Raw genomic sequence first — 21,887 nt, forward strand, 5'->3', positions numbered from 1 at the left:
AATTAACTTAATAAAATAATCAATATCTATTTGCTTAATTGAAGAAAGTGATTATAATTAAATGGTATTGATAATCAATCTCAATTGGAGGATGGAAAAATGAAAAAGTTATTAGCTTTGTTTATCGCTTGTATCATGGTTCTTGCTGCTTGTGGTGGTACAAATGATAAAAAAGATACAAAAGAAACATCAGAAAAGGTTGACTTTAAATTAGACAATGGAAAAACAATCAAGATTCCTAAGGCACCGAAACGTATTGTCGTGATGGGTGCTAGTTATGTAGGGAACTTATTAGATTTAGGCGTAACACCAGTGGGTGCGGACCAATATGCATTCCAATCAGATATATTAAAACCAAAATTAAAAGGTGTAGAGAAATTAAACGCTGGCGACATTGAAAAGATTATTAAATTAAAACCAGACTTAATTATTTCATTTGATACGGATAAAGATAATGCAAAATACGCTAAAATAGCGCCAACGATTCCTTTTACTTATACAAAACATGGTTATTTAGACGTACATGAGTTATTAGGTAAAATCGTAGGTAAAGAAAAAGAAGCGAAAGCATTCGTTGAAAAATGGAATGCTGAAACGAAGAAAGATGGAGAAGAAATTAAAAAACATCTTGGCGCTGACAAAACATATTCAATCTTCCAGTTCTTCCAAAAAGAAATTTATGTTTATGGTGATAACTGGGGACGTGGATCTGAAATCGTTTATCAAGCGTTTGGTTTAAACATGCAGGATAAAATTACGAAAGATGTGAAACCGACAGGCTGGAAAAAAGTATCTGCAGAAAGTCTAGGAGATTATGCTGGTGATATCGTTCTTGTTTCAAGTGACACAGGAAAAGTCTCTAACACAGTTACTGAATCAAAAGTCTGGAAAAACATGAAGGCTGTTCAAAATAATAAATTAGTACAATACGATGCTGAAGATTTCTGGTTTAATGATCCTATTTCTTTAGAACATCAACGCAAAGTATTAAAAGAAGCATTATTGAAATTGGAAAAGTAAATAATGAATCGATGCATATGTATCCTAAAAGCTGAGGCAGTGATGTCTCAGCTTTTTTTGTGAAGAATGTAAACTTAATATTTATTTAGGTTAACAGTACTGATATAATAGGATTATTCTGTGAGAAATGAGGGTTAATTGATGAAGACAAAAGACTTAGTCATTGCAGGTATGTTTACAGCATTAATCGCTGTATTAGGACTATTACCACCGATTAGCATACCCGGTATTCCTGTGCCGTTCACTTTTCAAAATTTAGGTTATATTTTAGCAGGATGTTTACTTGGAAGAAAACTAGGAGGATTATCTGTTTTAATCTTTATTATATTAGTAGCGATTGGTTTACCAGTTCTATCAGGAGGTCGTGGTGGAATTGCATTATTTTTTGGCCCGACTGGTGGATATATATTGTCTTTTCCGATTGTGGCGTACTTAATCGGATTATTTGTGGAACGTATGCAGGCACCGAAAGTATGGCAAGTGTTTGTTATTAATGCATTGATAGGTGCGTTACTCTGTAATTTAATCGGTGGTATTTTTATGGGATTGAATTTAAAGCAAGATTTATTCATTGCATTGAAATCTGTAATAGTATTTATTCCTGGAGATTGTATTAAAGGGCTAATCGCTGCAGTGTTAGCAGTGAAGTTACGTAATATTCCATCTATCCAAAAAAGTTTACGCATGCATTAATGTGCGTAAACTTTTTTTCTAAGTTATAAAGGGAAATATTTTAACTTTCGTGTTAATATTAATAGAAATAGCATCTATTTTTCGGTTTTCCTATTAAATATTAGAAAGAGTGGGAAATATATTGGAAACGTTGTCGATTTGCTTTTCGAAAGAAGAGACGTCATTATTGAACGGCAATCATAACAATGTACCTGACGTTTTATTGATTAAAGCATGGTATCAATCACAATATTTTAAACAATCTCAATTGATGAAACACGTAAAGCAGTTTATTACGCATAATGAAATAGTTGTAGATACAGTTTATCGTGTCATCATCCAATTAATTGATCAACGTACGATAAAGCATTATGAACAATATACATATGAAATGCATTTTTATTTAAATAATGCAATGAAAGCAACGGTAATTTCAACATATTCAGATGAGGTGGCCCATGCAATTTCAAATCACGGATGATGAGTTATTTCAATATATGACAGCGCTAAGTATTGAAATGAATGATAAAGAGGTACCTGGTAATTTAGTGATGCATAAAGTCATTACGATGTTAAATGTTCCACAAGTACTATCGCATCAAGCAACGTTTAAGCATTCAATCGAACGCCATGAACGCCTTAACCTCGATTTATTTCAAGCGAATAATGTGATTGAATACAAAGTGACGAGTGGCAGACAGTTGAAGCTGGCAGGGACGATACAATTGAAGTAGTATTTAACTTTTTGAAATGAGTAAAGCACCTATCATCACAGTGACGATGGGTGCTTTTAGCGTATATTAATTGTGTTGAATGCGCTCTGGATGACTATAGACATTAAATGAATCGTTACGTACGAAGCCTACTGCAGTTATATTTAAATCTTCAGCAAGGCCAATAGCTAAATCGGTCGGTGCGGATTTACTAAGTATGATACCGACACCAATTTTAGAAGCTTTAATTAATATTTCAGATGAAATTCTCCCAGAGAAAATAAGAATTTTGTCTTTAATAGATATATTATTTAATATGCAATGACCGTACAATTTGTCCAGTGCATTGTGACGTCCAATATCATTACGATGCAAATAAAAGTCTTTCCCGTCACTAATACACGCATTATGGAGTCCACCAGTTACTTTGAAATCAGTACTCTGGCTTTGCATTGTGTGCATTAAATTTAATATTTCGTGTGGTGTTATTGTACGCGTAGTCGTCGCAACCTTAGATGTCTTCATATCGTTTACAAAATAAAATTGTCGACTTTTCCCGCAACAAGAGCTTATCATTCTTTTCGTAAATTGTGATTGTGAAGTATCAACTTCTCTCGTAAGCTCGATATGGCATAGCCCTTTAGAATCATCAAGATGAAAGTGTTTAATATCGCTATGCTTTCTAATCACGCCTTCCGATGCCAGAAACCCCATTGCTAATTCACGCAAATATTTAGGCGTACAAACAATCGTCGCAAATTCTTCTTTATTCACATAAAGTGTGAGTGGAAATTCATTCGCAATTGTATCTTCAATCTTCAATAATTGACCATCTATGTATTTAATGATTTGCTTCGTTTGATAAACGTCGTGTGGCATGCTCTCAACTCCTATAAAAATATTATATAACAGTATCTCTCAAATTGAATGCGTTTTTTTTGATAAATTAATATCAGAAATAATCTTGTAAAAGCGCTTCCAATAGGAGTATTATAGTAATTATAGTATAAAAAGCGGAGGAATTGATCATGGGTAAAACAAAACATATGGGTCCAATGAAAAAAGACCATACAATCAGACCGGACTTATGGGTAAGTCCTGTACCATTTGGGCTAGGGCGCGTAAAGCCGCACCACATTCGCGATACAATGAAAATTGCCTGGGATAATCGAGATAATTTAAATTATGCCAAAAATATATTAACACAAGGTGTATGTGACGGATGTGCGTTAGGCGTAAGTGGGTTAAAAGACCAAACTTTAACGGGACCACATATGTGTACGACGCGATTTAGCGTGTTACGTTTAAATACAGCACCTGCGATTAAACAGGAAGTATTACACCAACCGATTTCAGAGTTGAAGAAATTATCCAGTAAAGAATTGCGTGAACTTGGCCGTATTCCATATCCATTAATTCGTCGTAAAGGTGAAGACCGTTTTAGTCGTATTTCATGGGATGCCGCTATGGATTTAATTGCAGATAAATTTAAATCAGTTACACCGAAACAGACAGCATTTTATTTAACAGCACGTGGTATTACTAATGAATCGTACTATGTTGCAGCAAAAGTATCTCGTTTCTTAGGAACAAACCATATTGATAATGCATCACGTATATGCCACTCACCAAGTAAAACGGCGATGAAACGTTCAATTGGTGTCGGTGCATCTACTGCTAACTACCAAGACTGGATTGGAACAGATGTCCTTGTATTCTGGGGTTCAGTAGCATCTAACTCTTCACCGGTATCAAGTAAGTACATGTTAGAAGCGAAGAAACGTGGCACGAAAATTATCGTTATTAATCCATATAAAGAACCTGCAATGGATAAATACTGGATTCCTTCAGTAATGGAATCAGCATTATTTGGTACGAAAATAGCTGATGACTTCTATCAAGTGAATATTGGTGGAGATATCGCGTTTATGCATGGGATTATGAAGCATTGGTTTGAGATGGAAGCGGTACATGTTGGTAGTGCGTTAAATCATAAGTTTATTGCAGAGCACGTCGTAGGTATCGAAGATTTGAAAGCGAAAGTGGAGTCAATCACTTGGGAAGCAATCGAACAATCAAGTGGCGTATCTAAAGCGCGTATTATTGAATTATCAGAGCTACTTGCAAAGAGTAACAATGCTGTTTACGCATGGGCGATGGGATTAACAATGCATGAATTTGCGACAGACAATATTTCACAAGTTGCGAACTTAGCATTATTACGAGGGCATTTAGGCCGTAAATATGCAGGACTTATGCCATTCCGTGGTCACTCTTCAGTACAAGGTTCAGGTGAAATGGGAGCAGATCCATTCGTGTTGCCAGGAGGAGATTTTGATGCGAAGAATAAAGCACGTATCGAAGAACTATGGGGATTTGAGTTACCAGATTGGCAAGGTCATTCGGTTGGCGTTACATTAGAAAGTGCGTTATTACCAGAAGATCATGAACATAAATTAAAAGCATATTACATGTCAGGTGGTAACTTCTTAGAAACAATGCCAGAACCAGATTATGTGGAACGTGCTTTAACAAATTTAGAGTTACGTGTACATCAGGATATTATTTTAAATACGTCTACGTTATTAGAAGCAAAAGAGACAGTTATTGTATTACCAGCGAAGACACGTTATGAACAAGATGGTGGTGGAACGTCTACGTCAACAGAGCGTATGGTATACTTCTCACCAGAAATTAAAGGTAATGCAAATGTGATTAAAGAAGCACGATCAGAATGGAAGATTTACCTGGACTTAGCGAAACGTATTAAACCTGAAAGCTATGATAAAGTACATTTCGAAGACGGTGCAGCAATTCGTGCAGAAATCGCAAAAGCGAATCCGAACTATGACGGTATTCAAAATTTAAGCAAGCAAGGTGACGTATTCCAATGGGGTGGAGCTTGGTTATGTGAAGATGGAATTTGTCCAACGCCAGACGGAAAAGGTCATTTAATTGCAGTCGATATTCCAGACTTAAATAAAGAACCAGATGATTTTGTACTGACAACACGTCGTGGTAAACAATTTAACTCAATGATTTATAGTGATAAAGAAGCATTTAATGGCGGTGGCCGTAATGATGTATTAATGTCAGCTGAAGATGGTAAACGTTTAAGTATTGCAGAAGGTGAGGGTATCGTAGTCCATAACCAATATGGTGTATTCCAAGGCCGTGCAAAATTTGTTGATATCTTACCAACAAACGTAGAAGTATACTTCCCTGAAGGAAACTTCTTATTACCTCACGGACGTTATGAATCATTCGCACAAATTCCGGACTTCAATGTAACAGTGAAGATTGAGAAAGCGGATCGATTCCATGCAAAGAAAGACCGTGAATATGTAGAAAAACCAATTGCAGATTTAGAAGAAATTCCACAATAATATATGCATAAAGAGTAGTCGATGAAAGTTTGTCGACTACTCTTTTTTGTTTGGGGTGTAGTTTTTTGTGTTTCTGGGGTGAGTGAGCCGGAAGAAGTGTTTGCGGCTCACTCATTTTTTACATATCTCGAACTTTTGTTATTACCAACAATATTGCAATATTTTTTTAAATATCTTTTGATGGTAGAAATATTTACTTTGGTATATTCATTTAATTCTTTCCTTTTGAATGGGGTGGTTTTAAGAAGCGTGATTTCATCATTTGCTTGTAATATATAAGCTTCTTTAGATATTTGAGAACCACAACTACACATCATTATTCTTTGAGTTTGTGCTACAAATGTACCAATCGCGCCACATTGTTTGCATTGAACACCTTTTATCATCGTTTCGTAAGGATAATAATGTATTCGATTTCTAGAAATAGGTGAGTGATGATTACATAATAAATGCCCCGTTTGAATATCAATGTCTGAATATGTTTCTTGTCTTCAATAATCCAAAAACGTATCAAGTTGATGCAGGAATATGATACGTTTGTCTCCTGTGTAATGATCTAATCTAAAATTAGGATTGATAAATAGTAATCTACTGAATACTTTATAATCTAAATTATGATGTTTTACGAACTGTTCTAACTTTGTGTGAGCGCGCTCTAGTTGACTAATTAATCCTTGATGTACATATCCACTTTCATTCTGAAAATTACCATCTTGATAATGATAAATACCAGAATAATTTTTGATATCAATATGAATGATTCTCTTGTTACTAATAATTAGAAAATCATATTGAACTTCTCCGTTAATATTCAAAACTAAATCCCATAAGCAAACAATACCTTTAATATCTTTTATGAGGTTATAAAATTTCCCTTCCCCTTGAAGACCTCTCTTGTATTGCTGTAGATTACGATAATCATTATGATCTAACGTTGTTCGAAACTCAGCGGTCAATAAGTAATTAATATAATCATCTGGTGCATGCAATTTTAAAAACATAGTATCCTCCTGAAAAGTATTCACTATATTATCGTGAAAATTTGCCAAAGTATTTTTTATATTTTCGTGACAATTATTAATGAATTGTAATGAAAGTTGAGTGAGCGATAAACTACCAATCATGCTCACCTATATCCCGTACATCACCCATACAGAATCATTCAAGGGATTTCCCTACATCCTTAGGGAAATCCCCAATACCAATCAATTGTGAAAAGTTTCATAATCTATGGTAAGAGGGCAAATCTGCAACTAAAGGAGTGTTATGAATGGCAATTGGTACTGGGTTACGTTTTTTTAAACCTACGGAAAGATTTAATGGCAATTGGTCTGTATTAGAAGAGAAGAGTCGTGAATGGGAGAAGATGTATCGTCAACGTTGGAGTCATGATAAAGTCGTACGTACGACACATGGTGTTAACTGTACAGGTTCATGTTCGTGGAAAGTATTCGTGAAGAACGGGATTATTACATGGGAGAATCAACAAATTGATTACCCGTCATGTGGTCCTGATATGCCGGAATTCGAGCCGCGCGGTTGTCCACGTGGGGCATCGTTCTCATGGTATGAATATTCTCCATTACGTATTAAATTCCCATACGTACGTGGTGTATTATGGCGCTTATGGCAACAAGCTTTAGAAGAGCATGGTGATCCAGTGCGTGCATGGCAATCAATTGTCGAAGATCCTGAGAAAGCACGCAGTTACAAACAAGCACGTGGTATGGGTGGCCATGTCCGTGTGAACTGGAAAGAAGTTACGCAATTAATCGCGTCACAACTTATTTACACAATTAAGAAATATGGTCCAGACCGCATCGCTGGTTTCACACCAATCCCTGCAATGAGTATGATTAGTTATGCTGCAGGTGCACGTTTCATCTCACTATTAGGTGGTGAAATGTTATCTTTCTATGATTGGTATGCCGATTTACCACCAGCATCACCGCAAATTTGGGGTGAACAAACTGACGTACCGGAATCAAGTGACTGGTACAATGCAGGTTATATTATTATGTGGGGTTCAAACGTACCGTTAACACGTACACCAGATGCACACTTTATGACAGAAGTACGTTATAAAGGAACAAAAGTGGTATCTGTCGCACCAGACTATGCGGAAAACGTTAAGTTCGCAGATAACTGGTTAGCGCCAAATCCAGGTACAGATGCTGCAGTTGCACAAGCGATGACGCATGTTATTCTTGATGAATTCTATGAGCAAAGAAAAGAACCGATGTTTATCAACTATGCAAAACAATATACAGATATGCCTTTCTTAATCATGTTAGATGCGCATGAAGATACATTGAAAGCAGGTCGATTCTTACGTTCAAGTGACTTAGGTGATACGAGTGAACATAGTGAATGGAAACCGGTTGTATTTGATGATATTTCTAAACAAATCGTCGTACCTAACGGAACAATGGGTCAACGTTGGGAAAAAGATGTGAAGTGGAATATTAAATTAGAAACTGCAGATGGTACAAAAATTGATCCATCAATGACGGTTAAAGATAACGACCATGAAGTTGTGGAAGTTGTATTCCCTTTCTTTGATAACGCAGGAAACGGTACGTTCAAACGTCCAATCGCAGCGAAGAAAGTGACTTTAGCGAATGGTGAAACGAAATACGTCGCAACAATTTATGATTTAATGTTATCTCAATACGGTGTTAACCGATTCAATACAGATTTAGAAGCGAAAGGCTATGATGATGAATCTTCAATCTACACACCAGCATGGCAATTAAAGATTGCTGGCGTAAAACCTTCAGTTGTTGTTCAAATTGCACGCGAATTTGCTCAAAATGCGATTGATACAGGTGGACGTTCAATGATTATCATGGGTGCCGGAATTAACCACTGGTTTAACTCAGATACAATTTATCGTTCAATTCTTAACTTAGTAACACTTTGTGCAACACAAGGTGTGAACGGCGGTGGCTGGGCGCATTACGTTGGACAAGAAAAATGCCGTCCGATTGAAGGTTGGTCAACGATTGCATTTGCGAAAGACTGGCAAGCACCACCACGCCTGCAAAATGCAACAAGCTGGTTCTATTTTGCGACAGACCAATGGAAATATGAAGAAGCGGGTGTAGATACATTAACATCGCCACTAGCTGAAAACGTTAAATTCAAACATCCAGCAGATTACAATGTGTTAGCAGCACGTTTAGGTTGGTTACCGTCATATCCACAGTTTGATAAGAACAGTTTATTATTCGGTGAAGATGCACGTGACGCAGGTAACTTCACGAATGAAGAAGTTATAAAACGTGCAGTTGAATCTGTGAAATCACGTGAAACAAAATTTGCAGTAGAAGATCCGGATGCAAAACAAAACCATCCGAAAACATTATTCGTATGGCGTTCAAACTTAATTTCAAGTTCAGCTAAAGGTCAAGAGTATTTCATGAAGCATTTACTAGGTACGAAGCATGGTTTACTTGCTGAACCAAACGAACGCGAAAAGCCGGAAGAAATTACATGGCGTGAAGATACTGAAGGTAAGTTAGATTTACTCGTTGCACTTGATTTCCGTATGACAACAACACCTTTATATGCTGATATCGTATTACCAGCAGCAACTTGGTACGAAAAACATGACTTATCTTCTACAGATATGCACCCATTCGTACATCCATTTAACCCGGCTGTTGATCCGCTTTGGGAATCTAGAAGTGACTGGGATATTTACAAGTCTCTTGCGAAGACATTCTCTGAAATGTCTGAGCGTCATTTACCAGGGACGTTTAAAGATGTTGTTACAGCACCACTTGCACATGATTCACAACAAGAAATTTCAACACCTATGGGTATCGTAAAAGACTGGACGAAAGGTGAAGTTGAACCGATTCCAGGTAAGACAATGCCTGGATTTGCAGTAGTTGATAGAACGTATACAGATGTATATGATAAATACATTTCAGTAGGTCCATTACTTGAGAACGGTAAAGTTGGTGCGCATGGTGTGGCTTTCAGCGTAAAAGAACAATATAACGAATTACGTTCAATGGTAGGCATGTACGAAGATGATACAGTGAAGAACGGTAAACCTAGAATTGATACTGCCAAACGCGTTGCAGATGTTATCTTAAATGTTTCTTCAGCGACGAATGGTCAAGTATCTCAAAAATCATATGAAGATTTAGAAGCACAAACAGGAGTGGAATTAAAAGATATTTCTGCAGAACGTGCAGCAGAAAAGATTACATTTGCAAATATTACAGCACAACCACGTGAAGTTATTCCGACAGCTGTATTCCCTGGTTCAAACAAATTAGGTCGTCGTTATTCACCATTTACAACAAATATCGAACGTTTAGTACCATTTAGAACTTTAACAGGTCGTCAAAGTTATTATATCGACCATGAAGTATTCCAGCAGATGGGTGAAGCATTACCAGTGTATAAACCAACATTACCGCCAATGGTATTTGGTACGAAAGATAAACAAATTAAAGGTGGCGTAGATAGCTTAGTATTACGCTATTTAACACCACACGGTAAGTGGAATATCCACTCAACTTACCAGGATAACCTTCACATGTTGACATTATTCCGTGGTGGTCCAACAGTCTGGATCAATAACGAAGATGCAGCAAGTCATGAAATATACGACAATGATTGGTTAGAAGTTTACAACAGAAATGGTTTAGTGACAGCACGTGCGGTAGTTTCTCACCGTATGCCACGTGGCACAATGTTTATGTATCATGCACAAGATAAACATATTCAAACACCAGGTTCTGAAATTACAGATACACGTGGTGGATCGCACAATGCACCAACACGTATTCATTTAAAACCAACACAACTTGTTGGTGGTTACGCTCAAATTAGTTATGGATTCAACTACTACGGACCAATCGGAAATCAACGTGACGTGTACGTTGCTGTTCGTAAGATGAAGGAGGTTGATTGGCTTGAAGATTAAAGCTCAAGTTGCAATGGTAATGAATTTAGATAAATGTATTGGATGTCATACATGTAGTGTGACCTGTAAGACAACCTGGACAAACCGTCCAGGTGCTGAATACATGTGGTTTAACAACGTAGAAACGAAACCAGGTATCGGTTATCCGAAACGTTGGGAAGACCAGGAACAATATAAAGGTGGATGGCAATTAAGCCGTAAAGGAAAGTTAGAACTGAAATCTGGTTCTAAACTTTCTAAGATCGCCTTAGGTAAGATCTTCTACAACCCTGATATGCCTGAAATGAAAGATTACTATGAACCATGGACTTATAACTATGCAGATTTAACGAATGCAAAGGAGAAGAAACACTCTCCTGTGGCACGTGCAGAATCTTTAGTTACAGGTAAGAAAATGGACTTAGAATGGGGCCCAAACTGGGAAGATGATTTAGCAGGAGCACATATTACTGGACCAACTGACCCGAACATCGAAAAAATTGAAGAAGAAATTAAATTCAATTTCGAACAAACATTTATGATGTATCTACCAAGACTATGCGAACACTGTTTAAACCCAAGTTGCGTCGCAAGTTGCCCGAGTGGTGCAATGTACAAACGTGATGAAGATGGTATCGTACTTGTCGACCAGGATGCTTGTCGTGGATGGCGTTACTGTATGACCGGCTGTCCTTACAAAAAGGTTTACTTCAACTGGAAAACGAACAAAGCTGAAAAATGTACATTCTGTTTCCCACGTGTTGAAGCGGGGCTTCCAACAGTATGTTCTGAAACATGTACTGGCCGTATGCGTTATTTAGGTGTATTACTTTATGATGCAGATAAAGTATTAGAAGCAGCATCTGTTGCAGACGAAAAAGATTTATATCAATCTCAATTAGATTTATTCTTAGATCCACATGATCCTGAAATCATTGCACAAGCAGAACGTGATGGTATCAGTCAGGAGTGGATTGAAGCAGCACAAAATTCACCAGTTTATAAATTAGCAATTGAATATAAATTAGCATTCCCGTTACATCCGGAATATCGTACATTACCAATGGTGTGGTACTGCCCACCACTTAGCCCAATCATGAACTACTTCGAAGGGAAAGATTCAATTAAGAACCCAGATATGATCTTCCCGGCAATCGAAGAAATGCGTTTACCAATTCAATATTTAGCGAACATGTTAACAGCAGGTGACGCTGAAACGGTGAAACGTGCATTACAAAAGATGGCGATGATGCGTAGTTACATGAGAGCAATTTCAAGTGGTAAAGAATTTGATGAATCAAGACTTGATCGTGTAGGCTTAACAGCACAACAAGTGAAAGCAATGTATCGTTTACTTGCAATTGCGAAACACGAAGATCGTTTCGTTGTTCCAACATCACATAAAGAAGGTTACGTTAATACGTATAGCGCGCAAGGTGGCGAGGGTTATACAAGTAACAACTTCGGTGCAGATTGTGACGGATGTGGACCAGTACCTGCTGGTAAATCAGGTAGAGAAGTGTATGAAGATAACTTCTACGGAGGCATTTGGCGTGATTGATTTAAATAAATTATACGAGTTTAAAAAATCATTTGGATTTTTTAGCCACCAGCTCGTATACCCTGAAAAACTCAACTTTCATCCGAGAGAGTTTGAAGGTGTATTCGATGAACAACATCCTGCATATGAAGCGGTAACACAATATTGGCAAGATATGCATGAAATCAGTCTTTCTGAAATTCAGGAAGTATACACATCTACATTTGATTTTGAGAAGAAGACGACGCTTTATATGACATTTGTGAAGTTTGAAGATAAAAAAGAACGTGGACAAATGTTAGCACGTTTAAAAGTATTGTATGAAATGTTTGGCCTTGAGATGCCATCATCTGAATTATCGGATTTCTTACCGTTAATGTGTGAATTTATTTATGCAGCTGAATGGCGTGGTGATGATCGTGCAGCAGAAAGTATGCAACTTGTATTAATGGTCATTGAAGATGGTACGTACAATTTATTAAATGCATTACAGCAAATTCAAAGTCCGTATTACAACTTAATACTAGCCATTCGTGAAACGTGTAAAGCATGCCTATTAGCAGATGAAAAAGAGGTGACACCACATGCTTAGTCAATTATTATGGGTCATATTCCCTTATGCATGTATCGCAATTTTTATTATCGGTCATATCTTCAGATTTAAATATGATCAATTCTCATGGACAGCGAAATCAAGTGAGTTTGTTGAAAAGAAACAATTAATGTGGGGAAGTATCTTATTCCATTTAGGGATTATTCCTGTTATTATGGGACATGTCGTTGGTTTAGGAATTCCTGCAAGCTGGTTAAGATCAATCGGTGTGACTGATCATTTATATCATATTGGAGCAGTATATATCGGAAGTGTCTTCGGTATCGTGACGTTAATCGGTATGTTATTATTAACAGCACGTCGTGTAACGAATCAAAGTGTGAGACATTTAAGCTCTGCATCTGATATATTAGTTAACTTTTTATTATTACTCATCGTATTTTTAGGATGTTATTCAACGATTGTAACGAATGCAACGACACCAGACTTTGATTATCGTGCTACCATTTCAGAGTGGTTCAGAGGTTTATTGATTCTTAGACCACAAGCTGAATTTATGTTGAACGTGCCATTAGCATTTAAATTACATGTTATTTCTGGATTCTTAATTACTGCACTATGGCCATTCACGCGTTTAGTGCATGTTTGGAGTGTGCCGGTAAACTACGTTGGACGTAGTCATATTATTTACAGAAAGCATAAATAAATTTAGGAGGGTAACCATGGATACGATAACGCAATATAATTATCAAGAGGAAATCGACCAATTAAAAGAAAATTTGAAGGTTGATTTCATAGGCCTGGCGATGCCCTCTGACTTAATCTCTCAAACGAACATTCACTGGACGTTTGTATCAGGTGCATTGAATGAACGATATAAAAAAATTGAACTTCAAAAAGGTAAAGGGATCGCCGGATTTGTGCTCAAATCCGGCCGTTCCTGGATAGAACTGGATGTAACTTCCAGTAGTATTGCAACACATATTTTTGATTTTCCAATTATTCGTTTCGAAAAATTAACTAATTTTATGGCATTACCACTTTGGAAATATAATAAAGTTGCAGCTGTACTATTGATAGGCAATCGTGACAAAAAGCCATTTCATTTGGAAATATATGAAGAAGTGAATAAAGCATTAGATAAAGGGTTAGGTGCGTTTTATCGTAAGGATGTGATTAATAGTGTCACATAACATGAATGATTCGAACAGTACTTCTTTGGAGAAACTGATAAAACATTATTATAATGATACTGAAGAGTTGATTATATTTATTAATGCCGATAACTCCATTTTGACGATGAATGAAGCGGCTAAACGTGTATTGAACTACGAATCAAATCTTGATGCATTACTTGAGAGTTTCTGTACAACATGTATGGGTTATACGAACGAACACGCATTGATGACATGTATGAATTGTTTCATGAAAGAAAATCAAACGAAACAATCATTTCAGTTATTTTTAAAGAATGATGTTGGCGAAGCGGTTGCGTATTCAGCGTCTTACGTCGTGCTAAATGACACGTCTGGTGTGAAAGTATTGACGTTACAAAATGTATCGCCACAGCTTCGAACACAGGAGATACTCCATCAAAAAACAATTACTCAAAAAATCATTAATGCACAAGAGAACGAGCGAAAACGTATTTCCCGTGAACTACATGACAGTGTCGTACAGGAGTTATTAAATGTTGTAGTTGATTTAAGATTGATAAAGTACAAGCAAGAAGATGAATTAGATAAACATATTCAATTGATTGAAGGTTCTATGTTTCGCTTGATGAATGATATTAGAAATTTGTCGTTAGAGCTTAGACCGTCTTCATTAGACGATTTAGGACTTGTTGCGGCGTTTCGTTCGCATTTCAAACAGTTAGAGAAGAACTACGGATTAGACGTACAATTCGATACGAATATCCTTTCTGAGCGCTTCTCAAATGAAATTGAGACAGCTGTTTACCGTATCACGCAGGAAGCGATACTCAATGCATTGAAATATGCCAATGTGGATGAAGTCCATGTGCTTGTTCAGAAAGAAGCAGATGAGTTAATCGTTGAAATAAGTGATAACGGTGATGGCTTTGAAATCGGTCAAACACCTCAGGGGACAGGTTTAGGTTTATTTGGAATGCAGGAGAGAGCTGAGATTGTAGGCGGCTCTGTAAATATTAACAGTGAGAAAGGTAAGGGGACGTTTGTAACACTCACCATCCCACTGTAGGGGGATTAACATGAAAATAGTAATCGCAGATGATCACGCGGTTGTCAGAACAGGTTTCTCTATGATTCTGAATTATCAAGAAGATATGGAGGTCGTTGCAACAGCCGCAGATGGTTTAGAGGCATTTCAGGTTGTAGCAACGCATAAACCCGATGTGCTGATTATGGATTTAAGTATGCCGCCAGGTGAATCTGGATTAATTGCAACAGGAAAGATCAAAGATGCTTTCCCTGAAACGAAAATATTAATACTAACGATGTATGATGACGATGAGTATTTGTTCCACGTATTAAAGAACGGAGCGAATGGGTACATCTTAAAGAACGCACCAGATGAAGAGCTTGTACAGGCAGTTAAGACGGTATATGCGGGTGATACGTACATCGATCCGAAAATGGCAACGTCACTCGTACATGAATTGATTCACAATGATAGTGAATATTCGGCAAAGAATGACCATTTAAAAATATTATCAAAGCGAGAGCTTGAAATATTACCGTTAATCGCGAAAGGTTACGGTAATAAAGAAATCGCAGAAATGTTATTCGTTTCTGTTAAGACGGTAGAAGCGCATAAAGCGAGAATTATGGATAAGTTGCAGTTGAAATCGAAGCCGGAACTTGTCGAATATGCATTAAAGAAAAAATTATTAGACTTTTAGGACGTGGCGATATGCAACAATTTCAAACGAAGATGAAAGCACTACGCGTATTAGAGAACGAACACATGTTGATTAGAAGTTTAATGCATGAATGGTTTAGTGAAATGCAGATCATTAAGACATGTGCGCCGCTTGCACGTTTTGAACGTGTTAATAATATTCGTAAGTTGCTTACAGAATTTATTCCGGTGCTGATAAAGCATCAGGAAAAGGAATCACGTTTCTTCTTTCCGATATTAGGTTCATATATTGGAACAGATCAAGGACCAATTATTACAATTGAAGCGGAACATGACGAAATGATGCAATACTTTGAACACTTTTTAGAAGTGACGAAAGTAATGAATTATGAAGTGGATGATATTCCGCTGATAATGCAGGATTTAAATGAAGGTTATGAAATCTGTATGGTACATATGTATAAAGAAGAGAATGTACTATTTCCGATGGCAGAGAAAGTCTTTAAGATTAAAGATGAAGATTTGTTGTTGGAAGCAGTAAATACGAAGATAATATAGAACGAAAGAGATTCGAATTTTGATTATTCGAGTCTCTTTCTTTTTTTGCTTATGGCTAACCGTAAGTTCAACGGCCTCATAAACGGCATTTTCAAAGCAGGTCCTCGTCAAATTTCACCAATCCCTTCGGACCTAAACGCTTTGAAAATAGCCTCTCCTGATATATAGGGAAAGTTACCGCATCATAGGGGAAATCCCCAATTCTAAACACATATAAAAAGGCTTAAAATAAGTTTGTATAAAAAATCACAAACTTATGAAAAAGGGTGAATCGTATGAACAAAGCATCAGGTAAAGTGCAGTTAACACTCCAAACGTTCAGTTTATTAGCTGGATTTATGGCATGGACTATTATCGCGCCATTATTACCATTTATGTCACAAGATTTTACAATTCCAGAAAGTCAAAAAGCAATTATTTTAGCCATTCCAGTAATTTTAGGATCGGTATTACGTATTCCATTAGGTTATTATGCAAACTTAATTGGTGCCCGTAAAGTATTCTTAGGTGCATTCATATTCTTATTAATTCCGATCTTCTTATTAAGTATGGCACAGTCTACAACAATGTTAATGATTGCAGGTCTCTTCTTAGGGATTGGTGGGGCAATCTTCTCAGTAGGTGTAACAAGTGTTCCGAAATACTTCCCGAAAGAAAAACATGGTTTAGCGAACGGTATTTACGGTATGGGGAATATCGGTACTGCCATTTCTGCATTCTTTGCACCACCTTTAGCAAATGCAATTGGCTGGAGTAACACAGTTAAATGTTACTTAATCGTTATGGCATTATTCGCATTGTTGAACTTCTTATTTGGTGATAAAGATGAACCAAAAGTAAAACAACCTTTAATGGATCAAATTAAAGGTGTATTACCGGATTACAAATTATACTTATTAAGTTTCTGGTACTTCATTACATTCGGTGCATTCGTAGCGTTTGGTTTATTCTTACCAAACTTCTTAGTGAACAACTTCCACTTAGACAAAGTTGATGCAGGTATGCGTACTGGTACATTCATCGTACTTGCAACGTTACTTCGTCCGATCGGTGGGGTATTAGGTGATAAATTACGTGCAATGGACGTTTTAAAGGTTGTATTCGTAGGTTTAATCATTGGTGCAGCATTACTTTCTATCAATCATCAAATCTTCTTCTTCACAACTGGGTGTTTAATCATTGCAGCATGCGCAGGATTAGGAAACGGATTAATCTTTAAACTTGCACCAACATATTTCTCTAAACAAGCGGGTATCGTGAACGGTATCGTATCAATGATGGGTGGTTTAGGTGGATTCTTCCCACCATTAGTTATCGCAGCGTGTGCCGCAAACTTTGGTACAAACAAACCCGCTTTCGCATTCTTAGCAGTGTTTGGTATAATTGCCTTATTAACAATGTTCTGGATGGATAAAAAAGAAGGCAGAAAGTAAAGAACTGAGGGGTAGTCATGACGAGATATGATAGACAAATTAAATTTTATGGGATTGGTGAAAGTGGTCAATCCCTTATTCAAAACGCAACAGTCGGGATTATCGGCTGTGGTGCGTTAGGCACACATCTGGCAGAATCGATTGCGAGATGTGGCGTAAAAAAAATTGTTATCGTCGATCGTGACTACGTTGAAATTTCAAATTTACAAAGACAATCATTATTTAAAGAATGTGACGCATTAAACAGCACGCCTAAAGTAGTAGCTTGTGAGCGTGAACTGCGTGCCATTCGTAGTGATTTAGAAATCGAAACGTATATTGAACATTGTGATACGTCGCTTCTTGAAGCGGCGTTTTTGCAATGTGATTGTATATTAGATGCGACAGATAATTTTGAAACGCGCTTGCTGTTAAATGACTTCAGTTACAAGCACAACATTCCATGGGTTTACGGTGCATGTGTAGAATCAACGTATGTCGCATGTCCATTTATTCCAGGTGTTACCCCTTGCTTTAACTGTGTGATGGGCATCTTACCTGTTATGAATCGAACATGTGATACAGTTGGAATTATTGAACCGGCAGTAAATCTTGCGACGAGTTATCAAATGATGTACTGCATGAAAATATTAAGCAGGACACCATTTGATGCGAAACTTGTATTCGGTGATGTCTGGCAAATGGATCACACATCACTAAAATTCTCTAAAATGTTTGATGCAAGCTGTCCAACATGTGGTAACAATCCATCGTATCCGAATTTATCATTTAAACATACGGAGACGATGCTTTGTGGACGTGATACGGTACAGTTCACAACGTTAAAGTTTAATGAAGATGAGCTCGTTGCACATTTAAAAAGTCATCATATTGCACATGCAAAGAATCCATATTTCATAAGATTTAATTTTTCAGACCATCCTATGATATGGTTTAAAGGAGGTAGATTGTTGATTCATAACGTAAAGACAGTCAATGCCGCAAAGAAAATCTATTATCAATTATTTGGTTAGGAGGCTATTTATGAGTAACGAACATGAGAATATTGCACGTAAAGACTTAATAATAGGTGTGATTACGGTTAGTGATACACGTGATTTTGATACCGATAAAGGCGGGAAAGCTGTTATCGCACATCTTAATGATATGGATATTAAAGTAGATAAAGCGCATTATTTAATTGTAAAAGATGATCAGCATGCAATACTGAATGCGATACAACAGTTATTAAATGAGCATGTAGACGCAATTATTACAACAGGTGGTACTGGTGTTGCGAAACGCGATGTAACGATTGAAGTAGTAAAATCTGTTATCGATAAAGAGATGGAAGGTTTCGGGGAGATTTTTAGATTCTTAAGTTATACAGAAGACGTGGGCCCACGTGCGATTCTTTCACGTGCATTATGTGGAACTAAAGACCGTACGGTAATCTTCTCAATTCCAGGCTCAGTTGGTGCAGTGAATCTTGCAATGACAAAGCTCATTACACAACAAATTCATCACATTGTGCATGAGCTTAATAAATAATTAACGTGTAAAGTCGCCGTTTTTACCACCAGATTTAGAGGCTAAGTAGGTAGGACCAATAATCATACCTTTATCAACAGCCTTTGTCATATCATAGATGGTAAGGGCTGTTACGCTAGCACCTGTTAATGCTTCCATTTCAACACCAGTTTGTCCGGTCGTCTTAACGGTACATGTAATTAATATTTCGTAACCATCAGAAGTGTCCCATTCGAAGTTAATATCAATACCACTTAAATTGAGAGGATGGCACATCGGGATAATTTGTGCTGTATTTTTAGCAGACATAATGCCTGCAACTTGTGCAACGCCGAGTACGTCACCTTTTTTATTGGTATGATTCATAATTTGATTGTGAATCACTTCGTTGACTTTAATTGAACTTTTAGCAACGGCAATGCGCGTTGTTATTTGTTTATCGGATACGTCGACCATCTTGGCACGACCTTGCGCATTAAAATGCGTTAATTCATTCATGGAATAACTTCCTTTCCTATAGACTTATCATTATCATACTACATTTTTAAAGGGGGATGCATATGTTAGAGAAAAGAACGCCAATACCGGTAAGTGAGGCCATTGAAAAGTGCATTCAGGCAGCACAATTAAAAGAAACAATCACAGTGAATTATTTAGAAAGTTTAAATTATGTATTAGCGGAAGATATTATTGCGAAGTACGATATTCCGATGTTTAATAAATCACCATACGATGGCTTTGCAATTCGCAGTGCAGCGAGTGTTGGTGCAAATGGAGACAATCGAATTGCGTTTAAAGTTATCGATCATATCGGTGCAGGTACAGTGAGTGATAAAGCACTACGTGATAATGAAGCGGTTCGCATTATGACAGGTGCAGAAATTCCAGCAGGTGCTGATGCAGTTGTGATGCTCGAACAAACAGTTGAAACAGCGGATGGCTTCACGTTGAGAAAGCCTTTTACGGCAGGTGAGAACATTTCTTTCCAAGGTGAGGAATGTAAACAAGGCGACGTTGTTATTGCGCGTGGCACAGTGATTAATGCAGGTGTAATTGCAGTACTGGCAACCTTCTCATTTGCTGAAGTTAAAGTATATGCGAAACCATCAGTAGCGATTATAGCAACCGGAAGTGAATTAGTAGATATTGATGCGGAATTAACACCGGGTAAGATAAGAAATTCAAACGGTCCGATGATTATGGGATTATGTCATGATATGAATATTGACGTGAATAGTTATCATGTAAAAGCAGATAACTATGATACGTTATTTAAAGCAGTGCGCGATGCATATGATCAGCATGACATCGTTATTACGACTGGTGGTGTGAGTGTCGGTGATTTCGACTACATGCCACAAGTGTATAAGGATTTAGAAGCGCAGGTACTGTTCAATAAGATTGCGATGCGTCCAGGTAGCGTAACAACAGTTGCGGTTAAAGATAATAAATTCTTATTTGGCTTATCAGGAAATCCGAGTGCCTGCTATACAGGATTTGAACTATATACTCGTCCGGTCATCCGTAAGATGATTGGTGAAAAGGAAGTATACCCGACTTTTGTTAAGGCTCAATTATCTGAAGATTTTACGAAAGCGAATCCGTTTACGCGCTTTATTCGTGCGGATTTAGACTTTAGTACGATGACAGTCAAGCCGAGCGGGTTTAATAAAAGTAACGCAGTAGTCGCAATTGCCACGAGTAATAGTATGATTGTATTGCCGGGAGGTACACGAGGATTTGTAGCAGGAGACACTGTAGATGTATTAGTATGTCGATTGTCGACAACAGCAGGCGTACCATGGTAAAGATATTGCAAGTCGTTGGGTATAAGAAAAGTGGTAAGACAACAACGATGAACCAATTAATTCGCTTATTGAAAGCGAAAGGATTACGCGTTGCAGTTATTAAACATCACGGAGACAAAAGTGGCAATGAAATTGATATTCCACAGTCACGCGATCATATTACATATTTAAATAGTGGTGCAGATGAAAGTATTGTACAAGGATATCAATATATGCATAAATTGATTCGTCAGATTGATGATGAACCCATCGTAAACTTAGAACAGATCATTCATCATGAAATAACATCACAGCCGGATATCGTGCTCATTGAAGGTTATAAGCAAGCAAACTATGATAAAATAGTATTATTTAATACATCAGAAGATATTCAACAATTACAATCTTTAAGCAATATACAAATGATGCTTGATACATCGAAAGATCAAGCCGTATGTAGAGCTCAATTAGAATCTTTTATAAACAAATGGGTGGATGATACACGTGAAACATTTTGAAATAGTAACAATGCCAATCGACGTTGAGCATTATAGAAAACTAACGGTCACACCGCATCAAGGTGCAGTATGTGTGTTTACTGGCATCGTCCGAGAGTGGACGCAAGGGGTCAAGACTGAATATTTAGAGTATGAAGCATATGTTCCGATGGCGGAAAAGAAACTGGCACAAATTGGTGATGAAATTAATGAAAAATGGCCGGGTACAATTGTGAGTATTGCACATCGTATCGGTAATTTACAAGTTTCAGAAATTGCTGTCGTAATTTGTGTTTCAAGTCCACATCGTAAAGATAGTTATGCAGCAAATGAATATGCTATTGAACGAATTAAAGAAGTCGTTCCGATTTGGAAGAAAGAAATTTGGGAAGACGGAGAGGAATGGATTGGTGGACAACGTGGCTACCATCCAAATTACAAAGGGTGATAA

23 protein-coding genes are annotated in these 21,887 nt (G+C 37.2%); 19 read left to right on the forward strand and 4 right to left on the reverse strand.

Features of this window, described 5'->3' with window-relative positions:
- The first annotated feature begins 99 nt into the window (after window positions 1–99).
- From OCL94_RS04250 to OCL94_RS04265, 4 genes are all read left to right on the forward strand, one after another.
- Window positions 100–1,020, forward strand: a complete 921-nt coding sequence (locus tag OCL94_RS04250; RefSeq protein ID WP_262994925.1) for an ABC transporter substrate-binding protein — start codon at window positions 100–102, stop codon at window positions 1,018–1,020.
- A 141-nt stretch (window positions 1,021–1,161) separates the two neighbouring features.
- Window positions 1,162–1,713 (forward strand): biotin transporter BioY, encoded by a 552-nt coding sequence (locus OCL94_RS04255; protein ID WP_262994927.1) that lies wholly within the window; start codon window positions 1,162–1,164, stop codon window positions 1,711–1,713.
- A 121-nt stretch (window positions 1,714–1,834) separates the two neighbouring features.
- Window positions 1,835–2,173, forward strand: a complete 339-nt coding sequence (locus OCL94_RS04260; RefSeq protein ID WP_262994929.1) for a hypothetical protein — start codon at window positions 1,835–1,837, stop codon at window positions 2,171–2,173.
- Entirely contained in the window at window positions 2,151–2,426 is a 276-nt protein-coding gene (locus OCL94_RS04265; protein ID WP_262994931.1) for a hypothetical protein, read from the forward strand. Before OCL94_RS04260 ends, OCL94_RS04265 begins: the two co-directional genes overlap by 23 nt.
- A gap of 66 nt (window positions 2,427–2,492) precedes the next feature.
- Here the strand turns inward: OCL94_RS04265 and fdhD are convergent, their stop codons facing one another.
- Window positions 2,493–3,284 (reverse strand): formate dehydrogenase accessory sulfurtransferase FdhD, encoded by a 792-nt coding sequence (gene fdhD, locus OCL94_RS04270; protein ID WP_262994933.1) that lies wholly within the window; start codon window positions 3,282–3,284, stop codon window positions 2,493–2,495.
- A gap of 149 nt (window positions 3,285–3,433) precedes the next feature.
- On the opposite strand from fdhD, the gene OCL94_RS04275 reads away from it, so the two are divergent.
- Entirely contained in the window at window positions 3,434–5,791 is a 2,358-nt protein-coding gene (locus tag OCL94_RS04275; RefSeq protein ID WP_262994935.1) for an FdhF/YdeP family oxidoreductase, read from the forward strand.
- Window positions 5,792–5,898: 107 nt separating this feature from the next.
- Here the strand turns inward: OCL94_RS04275 and OCL94_RS04280 are convergent, their stop codons facing one another.
- Window positions 5,899–6,177: a hypothetical protein gene (locus OCL94_RS04280; protein ID WP_262994937.1), complete on the reverse strand. Its 279-nt coding sequence runs from the start codon at window positions 6,175–6,177 to the stop codon at window positions 5,899–5,901.
- A gap of 105 nt (window positions 6,178–6,282) precedes the next feature.
- Window positions 6,283–6,792: a nuclease-related domain-containing protein gene (locus OCL94_RS04285; RefSeq protein ID WP_262994940.1), complete on the reverse strand. Its 510-nt coding sequence runs from the start codon at window positions 6,790–6,792 to the stop codon at window positions 6,283–6,285.
- A 269-nt stretch (window positions 6,793–7,061) separates the two neighbouring features.
- Here OCL94_RS04285 and OCL94_RS04290 point away from each other — a divergent pair, with 269 nt between their 5' ends.
- The 11 genes from OCL94_RS04290 (at window position 7,062) to OCL94_RS04340 (ending at window position 19,173) form a co-directional block, all read left to right on the forward strand.
- Entirely contained in the window at window positions 7,062–10,736 is a 3,675-nt protein-coding gene (locus OCL94_RS04290; protein ID WP_411268473.1) for a nitrate reductase subunit alpha, read from the forward strand.
- On the forward strand, window positions 10,726–12,276 hold the full coding sequence (gene narH, locus OCL94_RS04295; protein WP_262994941.1) for a nitrate reductase subunit beta: 1,551 nt from the start codon (window positions 10,726–10,728) through the stop codon (window positions 12,274–12,276). The genes OCL94_RS04290 and narH overlap by 11 nt, the downstream gene beginning before the upstream one ends.
- The gene (narJ, locus tag OCL94_RS04300) at window positions 12,269–12,847 is read left to right on the forward strand and encodes a nitrate reductase molybdenum cofactor assembly chaperone (RefSeq protein ID WP_262994943.1); all 579 of its coding nucleotides are present in this window, start codon (window positions 12,269–12,271) and stop codon (window positions 12,845–12,847) included. Before narH ends, narJ begins: the two co-directional genes overlap by 8 nt.
- On the forward strand, window positions 12,840–13,514 hold the full coding sequence (gene narI / locus OCL94_RS04305; RefSeq protein ID WP_262994945.1) for a respiratory nitrate reductase subunit gamma: 675 nt from the start codon (window positions 12,840–12,842) through the stop codon (window positions 13,512–13,514). Before narJ ends, narI begins: the two co-directional genes overlap by 8 nt.
- 16 nt (window positions 13,515–13,530) lie before the next feature.
- The gene (locus tag OCL94_RS04310; protein ID WP_262994948.1) at window positions 13,531–14,001 is read left to right on the forward strand and encodes a GAF domain-containing protein; all 471 of its coding nucleotides are present in this window, start codon (window positions 13,531–13,533) and stop codon (window positions 13,999–14,001) included.
- A complete protein-coding gene (locus OCL94_RS04315; protein WP_317618541.1) occupies window positions 13,991–15,031 on the forward strand; it encodes a sensor histidine kinase in 1,041 nt (346 codons plus the stop codon). Before OCL94_RS04310 ends, OCL94_RS04315 begins: the two co-directional genes overlap by 11 nt.
- A gap of 10 nt (window positions 15,032–15,041) precedes the next feature.
- A complete protein-coding gene (gene nreC, locus OCL94_RS04320) occupies window positions 15,042–15,692 on the forward strand; it encodes a nitrate respiration regulation response regulator NreC (protein ID WP_262994950.1) in 651 nt (216 codons plus the stop codon).
- Window positions 15,693–15,703: 11 nt separating this feature from the next.
- Complete coding sequence (locus tag OCL94_RS04325; RefSeq protein ID WP_262994952.1) at window positions 15,704–16,210, forward strand: hemerythrin domain-containing protein; 507 nt, start codon at window positions 15,704–15,706, stop codon at window positions 16,208–16,210.
- A gap of 275 nt (window positions 16,211–16,485) precedes the next feature.
- Window positions 16,486–17,643, forward strand: coding sequence for a nitrate/nitrite transporter (locus OCL94_RS04330; RefSeq protein WP_262994954.1), 1,158 nt, complete (start codon window positions 16,486–16,488; stop codon window positions 17,641–17,643).
- 17 nt (window positions 17,644–17,660) lie between these two features.
- Window positions 17,661–18,656, forward strand: coding sequence for a ThiF family adenylyltransferase (locus tag OCL94_RS04335; RefSeq protein ID WP_262994956.1), 996 nt, complete (start codon window positions 17,661–17,663; stop codon window positions 18,654–18,656).
- Between the two features lie 10 nt (window positions 18,657–18,666).
- Window positions 18,667–19,173 carry a MogA/MoaB family molybdenum cofactor biosynthesis protein gene (locus OCL94_RS04340; protein WP_262994958.1) on the forward strand — a complete coding sequence of 169 codons (507 nt, stop codon included), beginning with the start codon at window positions 18,667–18,669 and terminating at the stop codon, window positions 19,171–19,173.
- Here OCL94_RS04340 and moaC read toward each other — a convergent pair whose 3' ends face one another.
- On the reverse strand, window positions 19,174–19,650 hold the full coding sequence (moaC, locus tag OCL94_RS04345; protein WP_262994960.1) for a cyclic pyranopterin monophosphate synthase MoaC: 477 nt from the start codon (window positions 19,648–19,650) through the stop codon (window positions 19,174–19,176). It lies immediately after the preceding gene.
- A 62-nt stretch (window positions 19,651–19,712) separates the two neighbouring features.
- On the opposite strand from moaC, the gene OCL94_RS04350 reads away from it, so the two are divergent.
- From OCL94_RS04350 to OCL94_RS04360, 3 genes are read left to right on the forward strand one after another with little or no spacing between them, the layout of a single operon-like run.
- Window positions 19,713–20,960, forward strand: a complete 1,248-nt coding sequence (locus tag OCL94_RS04350; RefSeq protein WP_262994962.1) for a molybdopterin molybdotransferase MoeA — start codon at window positions 19,713–19,715, stop codon at window positions 20,958–20,960.
- Entirely contained in the window at window positions 20,954–21,457 is a 504-nt protein-coding gene (mobB, locus tag OCL94_RS04355; protein WP_262994964.1) for a molybdopterin-guanine dinucleotide biosynthesis protein B, read from the forward strand. Before OCL94_RS04350 ends, mobB begins: the two co-directional genes overlap by 7 nt.
- Window positions 21,444–21,884 carry a molybdenum cofactor biosynthesis protein MoaE gene (locus OCL94_RS04360; RefSeq protein ID WP_262994966.1) on the forward strand — a complete coding sequence of 147 codons (441 nt, stop codon included), beginning with the start codon at window positions 21,444–21,446 and terminating at the stop codon, window positions 21,882–21,884. The genes mobB and OCL94_RS04360 overlap by 14 nt, the downstream gene beginning before the upstream one ends.
- Window positions 21,885–21,887: the final 3 nt, after the last annotated feature.

Origin of the sequence: Macrococcus capreoli, from assembly GCF_025628935.1 — a bacterium.
GTDB lineage: Bacteria > Bacillota > Bacilli > Staphylococcales > Staphylococcaceae > Macrococcoides > Macrococcoides capreoli.

Bases quoted from the DNA above. Each gene is read 5' to 3' on its own strand.
- OCL94_RS04250 (WP_262994925.1), top strand. From the start codon at position 100: ATGAAAAAGTTATTAGCTTTGTTTATCGCTTGTATCATGGTTCTTGCT.
- OCL94_RS04255 (WP_262994927.1), top strand. From the start codon at position 1,162: ATGAAGACAAAAGACTTAGTCATTGCAGGTATGTTTACAGCATTAATC.
- OCL94_RS04265 (WP_262994931.1), top strand. From the start codon at position 2,151: ATGCAATTTCAAATCACGGATGATGAGTTATTTCAATATATGACAGCG.
- fdhD (WP_262994933.1), bottom strand. From the start codon at position 3,284: ATGCCACACGACGTTTATCAAACGAAGCAAATCATTAAATACATAGAT.
- OCL94_RS04275 (WP_262994935.1), top strand. From the start codon at position 3,434: ATGGGTAAAACAAAACATATGGGTCCAATGAAAAAAGACCATACAATC.
- OCL94_RS04280 (WP_262994937.1), bottom strand. From the start codon at position 6,177: ATGATAAAAGGTGTTCAATGCAAACAATGTGGCGCGATTGGTACATTT.
- OCL94_RS04285 (WP_262994940.1), bottom strand. From the start codon at position 6,792: ATGTTTTTAAAATTGCATGCACCAGATGATTATATTAATTACTTATTG.
- OCL94_RS04290 (WP_411268473.1), top strand. From the start codon at position 7,062: ATGGCAATTGGTACTGGGTTACGTTTTTTTAAACCTACGGAAAGATTT.
- narI (WP_262994945.1), top strand. From the start codon at position 12,840: ATGCTTAGTCAATTATTATGGGTCATATTCCCTTATGCATGTATCGCA.
- OCL94_RS04310 (WP_262994948.1), top strand. From the start codon at position 13,531: ATGGATACGATAACGCAATATAATTATCAAGAGGAAATCGACCAATTA.
- nreC (WP_262994950.1), top strand. From the start codon at position 15,042: ATGAAAATAGTAATCGCAGATGATCACGCGGTTGTCAGAACAGGTTTC.
- OCL94_RS04325 (WP_262994952.1), top strand. From the start codon at position 15,704: ATGCAACAATTTCAAACGAAGATGAAAGCACTACGCGTATTAGAGAAC.
- OCL94_RS04330 (WP_262994954.1), top strand. From the start codon at position 16,486: ATGAACAAAGCATCAGGTAAAGTGCAGTTAACACTCCAAACGTTCAGT.
- OCL94_RS04335 (WP_262994956.1), top strand. From the start codon at position 17,661: ATGACGAGATATGATAGACAAATTAAATTTTATGGGATTGGTGAAAGT.
- OCL94_RS04340 (WP_262994958.1), top strand. From the start codon at position 18,667: ATGAGTAACGAACATGAGAATATTGCACGTAAAGACTTAATAATAGGT.
- moaC (WP_262994960.1), bottom strand. From the start codon at position 19,650: ATGAATGAATTAACGCATTTTAATGCGCAAGGTCGTGCCAAGATGGTC.
- OCL94_RS04350 (WP_262994962.1), top strand. From the start codon at position 19,713: ATGTTAGAGAAAAGAACGCCAATACCGGTAAGTGAGGCCATTGAAAAG.
- mobB (WP_262994964.1), top strand. From the start codon at position 20,954: ATGGTAAAGATATTGCAAGTCGTTGGGTATAAGAAAAGTGGTAAGACA.